Origin of the sequence: Streptococcus pseudopneumoniae (assembly GCF_001073085.1) — a bacterium.
In the GTDB taxonomy this organism is placed as follows: domain Bacteria; phylum Bacillota; class Bacilli; order Lactobacillales; family Streptococcaceae; genus Streptococcus; species Streptococcus pseudopneumoniae_M.
The window spans coordinates 1-5,982 of sequence record NZ_JVFV01000035.1; the positions used below are offsets into that span (position 1 = coordinate 1).

The 5,982-nt window shown below is 49.6% G+C and carries 10 tRNA genes and 3 rRNA genes; all 13 read right to left on the reverse strand.

Going from position 1 to position 5,982, the window contains the following annotated elements:
• Positions 1–5: 5 nt before the first annotated feature.
• The 13 genes from ADH90_RS07550 to ADH90_RS07610 all read right to left on the reverse strand — a co-directional run bounded on the left by ADH90_RS07550 (position 6) and on the right by ADH90_RS07610 (position 5,681).
• Positions 6–79, reverse strand: a tRNA-Pro gene (locus tag ADH90_RS07550).
• A 16-nt stretch (positions 80–95) separates the two neighbouring features.
• Positions 96–169 (reverse strand) — tRNA-Arg (locus ADH90_RS07555).
• Between the two features lie 8 nt (positions 170–177).
• Positions 178–263: transfer RNA gene (locus ADH90_RS07560), tRNA-Leu, on the reverse strand.
• Between the two features lie 7 nt (positions 264–270).
• Positions 271–342: transfer RNA gene (locus ADH90_RS07565), tRNA-Gly, on the reverse strand.
• A gap of 26 nt (positions 343–368) precedes the next feature.
• Positions 369–441, reverse strand: a tRNA-Thr gene (locus ADH90_RS07570).
• Between the two features lie 12 nt (positions 442–453).
• Positions 454–535, reverse strand: a tRNA-Leu gene (locus ADH90_RS07575).
• A 5-nt stretch (positions 536–540) separates the two neighbouring features.
• Positions 541–613, reverse strand: a tRNA-Lys gene (locus ADH90_RS07580).
• Positions 614–637: 24 nt separating this feature from the next.
• Positions 638–710 (reverse strand) — tRNA-Asp (locus tag ADH90_RS07585).
• Between the two features lie 2 nt (positions 711–712).
• Positions 713–785 (reverse strand) — tRNA-Val (locus tag ADH90_RS07590).
• 4 nt (positions 786–789) lie between these two features.
• Positions 790–905, reverse strand: a 5S ribosomal RNA gene (gene rrf, locus ADH90_RS07595).
• Positions 906–982: 77 nt separating this feature from the next.
• Positions 983–3,885: ribosomal RNA gene (locus ADH90_RS07600) — 23S ribosomal RNA — on the reverse strand.
• A gap of 126 nt (positions 3,886–4,011) precedes the next feature.
• Positions 4,012–4,084: transfer RNA gene (locus ADH90_RS07605), tRNA-Ala, on the reverse strand.
• A gap of 50 nt (positions 4,085–4,134) precedes the next feature.
• A 16S ribosomal RNA gene (locus ADH90_RS07610) occupies positions 4,135–5,681 on the reverse strand.
• Together the 16S, 23S and 5S rRNA genes with 10 tRNA genes alongside form the textbook arrangement of a ribosomal RNA operon.
• Positions 5,682–5,982: the final 301 nt, after the last annotated feature.

Genomic DNA, 5,982 nt, shown 5'->3' on the forward strand with positions numbered 1-5,982 from the left:
ATCAATCGGGAAGACAGGATTCGAACCTGCGACACCTTGGTCCCAAACCAAGTACTCTACCAAGCTGAGCTACTTCCCGAGTTAAATAGAAAAAATGCACCCTAGAGGAGTCGAACCTCTAACCGCCTGATTCGTAGTCAGGTACTCTATCCAGTTGAGCTAAGGGTGCTCTTTATATGCCGAGGACCGGGATCGAACCGGTACGATCGTTACCAATCGCAGGATTTTAAGTCCTGTGCGTCTGCCAGTTCCGCCACCCCGGCCTCTCTAAGCGAACGACGGGATTCGAACCCGCGACCCCCACCTTGGCAAGGTGGTGTTCTACCACTGAACTACGTTCGCATCGACCTCTTGGTTATATTAAAAAATGCCGGCTACATGACTTGAACACGCGACCCTCTGATTACAAATCAGATGCTCTACCAACTGAGCTAAGCCGGCTTATTTCTATGATGCGGGTTAAGGGACTTGAACCCCCACGCCGTTAAGCGCCAGATCCTAAATCTGGTGCGTCTGCCAATTCCGCCAAACCCGCAATGATGACCCGTACTGGGCTCGAACCAGTGACCCATTGATTAAAAGTCAATTGCTCTACCAACTGAGCTAACGAGTCTAAAATAACTTCCGTTATCTTAAACGGTCCCGACGGGAATCGAACCCGCGATCTTCGCCGTGACAGGGCGACGTGATAACCGCTACACTACGGGACCTATGGGAGTTAACGGGATCGAACCGCTGACCCTCTGCTTGTAAGGCAGATGCTCTCCCAGCTGAGCTAAACTCCCTTTAGCTAAGCGACTTCCTTATCTCACAGGGGGCAACCCCCAACTACTTCCGGCGTTCTAGGGCTTAACTTCTGTGTTCGGCATGGGTACAGGTGTATCTCCTAGGCTATCGTCACTTAACTTTGAGTAATACCTACTCAAAATTGAATATCTATCAAATCTCAAGAAAACCTTAACACTTCGTATTCTCAGTTACTTTGGATAAGTCCTCGAGCTATTAGTATTAGTCCGCTACATGTGTCGCCACACTTCCACTTCTAACCTATCTACCTGATCATCTCTCAGGGCTCTTACTGATATATAATCATGGGAAATCTCATCTTGAGGTGGGTTTCACACTTAGATGCTTTCAGCGTTTATCCCTTCCCTACATAGCTACCCAGCGATGCCTTTGGCAAGACAACTGGTACACCAGCGGTAAGTCCACTCTGGTCCTCTCGTACTAGGAGCAGATCCTCTCAAATTTCCTACGCCCGCGACGGATAGGGACCGAACTGTCTCACGACGTTCTGAACCCAGCTCGCGTGCCGCTTTAATGGGCGAACAGCCCAACCCTTGGGACCGACTACAGCCCCAGGATGCGACGAGCCGACATCGAGGTGCCAAACCTCCCCGTCGATGTGAACTCTTGGGGGAGATAAGCCTGTTATCCCCAGGGTAGCTTTTATCCGTTGAGCGATGGCCCTTCCATACGGAACCACCGGATCACTAAGCCCGACTTTCGTCCCTGCTCGAGTTGTTGCTCTCGCAGTCAAGCTCCCTTATACCTTTACACTCTGCGAATGATTTCCAACCATTCTGAGGGAACCTTTGGGCGCCTCCGTTACCTTTTAGGAGGCGACCGCCCCAGTCAAACTGCCCGTCAGACACTGTCTCCGATAGGGATCACCTATCTGGGTTAGAGTGGCCATAACACAAGGGTAGTATCCCAACAGCGTCTCCTTCGAAACTGGCGTCCCGATCTCTTAGACTCCTACCTATCCTGTACATGTGGTACAGACACTCAATATCAAACTGCAGTAAAGCTCCATGGGGTCTTTCCGTCCTGTCGCGGGTAACCTGCATCTTCACAGGTACTAAAATTTCACCGAGTCTCTCGTTGAGACAGTGCCCAAATCATTACGCCTTTCGTGCGGGTCGGAACTTACCCGACAAGGAATTTCGCTACCTTAGGACCGTTATAGTTACGGCCGCCGTTTACTGGGGCTTCAATTCATACCTTCGAGTTACCTCTAAGCACTCCTCTTAACCTTCCAGCACCGGGCAGGCGTCACCCCCTATACATCATCTTACGATTTAGCAGAGAGCTGTGTTTTTGATAAACAGTTGCTTGGGCCTATTCACTGCGGCTGACATATGTCAGCACCCCTTCTCCCGAAGTTACGGGGTCATTTTGCCGAGTTCCTTAACGAGAGTTCTCTCGCTCACCTGAGGCTACTCGCCTCGACTACCTGTGTCGGTTTGCGGTACGGGTAGAGTATGTTTAAACGCTAGAAGCTTTTCTTGGCAGTGTGACGTCACTAACTTCGCTACTAAACTTCGCTCCCCATCACAGCTCAATGTTATAGAACTAAGCATTTAACTCAATTCACACCTCACTGCTTAGACAGACACTTCCAATCGTCTGCTTTAGTTAGCCTACTGCGTCCCTCCATCACTACATACTCTAGTACAGGAATATCAACCTGTTGTCCATCGGATACACCTTTCGGTCTCTCCTTAGGTCCCGACTAACCCAGGGCGGACGAGCCTTCCCCTGGAAACCTTAGTCTTACGGTGGACAGGATTCTCACCTGTCTTTCGCTACTCATACCGGCATTCTCACTTCTATGCGTTCCAGCGCTCCTCACGGTACACCTTCACCACACATAGAACGCTCTCCTACCATACCTATAAAGGTATCCACAGCTTCGGTAAATTGTTTTAGCCCCGGTACATTTTCGGCGCAGGGTCACTCGACTAGTGAGCTATTACGCACTCTTTGAATGAATAGCTGCTTCTAAGCTAACATCCTAGTTGTCTGTGCAACCCCACATCCTTTTCCACTTAACAATTATTTTGGGACCTTAGCTGGTGGTCTGGGCTGTTTCCCTTTCGACTACGGATCTTAGCACTCGCAGTCTGACTGCCGACCATAATTCATTGGCATTCGGAGTTTATCTGAGATTGGTAATCCGGGATGGACCCCTCACCCAAACAGTGCTCTACCTCCAAGAATCTCTAATGTCGACGCTAGCCCTAAAGCTATTTCGGAGAGAACCAGCTATCTCCAAGTTCGTTTGGAATTTCTCCGCTACCCACAAGTCATCCAAGCACTTTTCAACGTGCCCTGGTTCGGTCCTCCAGTGCGTCTTACCGCACCTTCAACCTGCTCATGGGTAGGTCACATGGTTTCGGGTCTACGACATAATACTAAAGCGCCCTTTTCAGACTCGGTTTCCCTACGGCTCCGTCTCTTCAACTTAACCTCGCATCATATCGTAACTCGCCGGTTCATTCTACAAAAGGCACGCTCTCACCCATTAACGGGCTCGAACTTGTTGTAGGCACACGGTTTCAGGTTCTATTTCACTCCCCTCCCGGGGTGCTTTTCACCTTTCCCTCACGGTACTGGTTCACTATCGGTCACTAGGGAGTATTTAGGGTTGGGAGATGGTCCTCCCAGATTCCGACGGGATTTCACGTGTCCCGCCGTACTCAGGATACTGCTAGGTACAAAGACTATTTTGAATACGAGGCTTTCACTCTCTTTGGCTGATCTTCCCAAATCATTCTCCTATAATCTTTGAGTCCACATTGCAGTCCTACAACCCCGAAGAGTAAACTCTTCGGTTTGCCCTTCTGCCGTTTCGCTCGCCGCTACTAAGGCAATCGCTTTTGCTTTCTCTTCCTGCAGCTACTTAGATGTTTCAGTTCACTGCGTCTTCCTCCTCATATCCTTAACAGATATGGGTAACAGGTAGTACCTGTTGGGTTCCCCCATTCGGAAATCCCTGGATCATCGCTTACTTACAGCTACCCAAGGCATATCGTCGTTTGTCACGTCCTTCTTCGGCTCCTAGTGCCAAGGCATCCACCGTGCGCCCTTATTAACTTAACCTTATTTTTTTGACCTTTCAGTCATAAACTCTTTATTAATACTACAGCGTTTTCGGTTTATTTTCTTGTTACTATTTGATATAGATATTCAATTTTCAATGTGCATTACTTGGTGATCTCTCACCAATGGAGCCTAGCGGGATCGAACCGCTGACCTCCTGCGTGCAAAGCAGGCGCTCTCCCAGCTGAGCTAAGGCCCCACAAGACCTCTCAAGACTAAACAAGACCAATGTGCATTCCTTATCCTTAGAAAGGAGGTGATCCAGCCGCACCTTCCGATACGGCTACCTTGTTACGACTTCACCCCAATCATCTATCCCACCTTAGGCGGCTGGCTCCTATAAGGTTACCTCACCGACTTCGGGTGTTACAAACTCTCGTGGTGTGACGGGCGGTGTGTACAAGGCCCGGGAACGTATTCACCGCGGCGTGCTGATCCGCGATTACTAGCGATTCCGACTTCATGTAGGCGAGTTGCAGCCTACAATCCGAACTGAGACTGGCTTTAAGAGATTAGCTTGTCGTCACCGACTTGCGACTCGTTGTACCAGCCATTGTAGCACGTGTGTAGCCCAGGTCATAAGGGGCATGATGATTTGACGTCATCCCCACCTTCCTCCGGTTTATTACCGGCAGTCTCGCTAGAGTGCCCAACTGAATGATGGCAACTAACAATAGGGGTTGCGCTCGTTGCGGGACTTAACCCAACATCTCACGACACGAGCTGACGACAACCATGCACCACCTGTCACCTCTGTCCCGAAGGAAAACTCTATCTCTAGAGCGGTCAGAGGGATGTCAAGACCTGGTAAGGTTCTTCGCGTTGCTTCGAATTAAACCACATGCTCCACCGCTTGTGCGGGCCCCCGTCAATTCCTTTGAGTTTCAACCTTGCGGTCGTACTCCCCAGGCGGAGTGCTTAATGCGTTAGCTACGGCACTAAACCCCGGAAAGGGTCTAACACCTAGCACTCATCGTTTACGGCGTGGACTACCAGGGTATCTAATCCTGTTTGCTCCCCACGCTTTCGAGCCTCAGCGTCAGTTACAAGCCAGAGAGCCGCTTTCGCCACCGGTGTTCCTCCATATATCTACGCATTTCACCGCTACACATGGAATTCCACTCTCCCCTCTTGCACTCAAGTTAAACAGTTTCCAAAGCGTACTATGGTTAAGCCACAGCCTTTAACTTCAGACTTATCTAACCGCCTGCGCTCGCTTTACGCCCAATAAATCCGGACAACGCTCGGGACCTACGTATTACCGCGGCTGCTGGCACGTAGTTAGCCGTCCCTTTCTGGTAAGATACCGTCACAGTGTGAACTTTCCACTCTCACACTCGTTCTTCTCTTACAACAGAGCTTTACGATCCGAAAACCTTCTTCACTCACGCGGCGTTGCTCGGTCAGACTTCCGTCCATTGCCGAAGATTCCCTACTGCTGCCTCCCGTAGGAGTCTGGGCCGTGTCTCAGTCCCAGTGTGGCCGATCACCCTCTCAGGTCGGCTATGTATCGTCGCCTTGGTGAGCCGTTACTTCACCAACTAGCTAATACAACGCAGGTCCATCTGGTAGTGATGCATTTGCACCTTTCAAGCAGATATCATGCAATATCTACTGTTATGCGGTATTAGCTATCGTTTCCAATAGTTATCCCCCGCTACCAGGCAGGTTACCTACGCGTTACTCACCCGTTCGCAACTCATCCGGAGAAGCAAGCTCCTCCTTCAGCGTTCTACTTGCATGTATTAGGCACGCCGCCAGCGTTCGTCCTGAGCCAGGATCAAACTCTCATTAAAAGTTTGAGTTCTCACTCATTTCTGTCACTGACAGATTTATTGTTTTTTTCATTGTTCAGTACTACAACTTCAGTTGTAGTGCCCTGCACATTGGTTCGTCTTGTTCAGTTTTCAAAGGTCTTTGTCACTCACTTCTCTCAAGTGACAACTATATTAGTATATCACAGCCGCTTTCGCTTGTCAACACTTTTTTGAAACTTTTTTTAATTTTTTTCATCTAGTGTTTCATCTGTAACATACCATAGTCCGTACGGGATTCGAACCCGTGTTACCGCCGTGAAAAGGCGGTGTCTTAACCCCT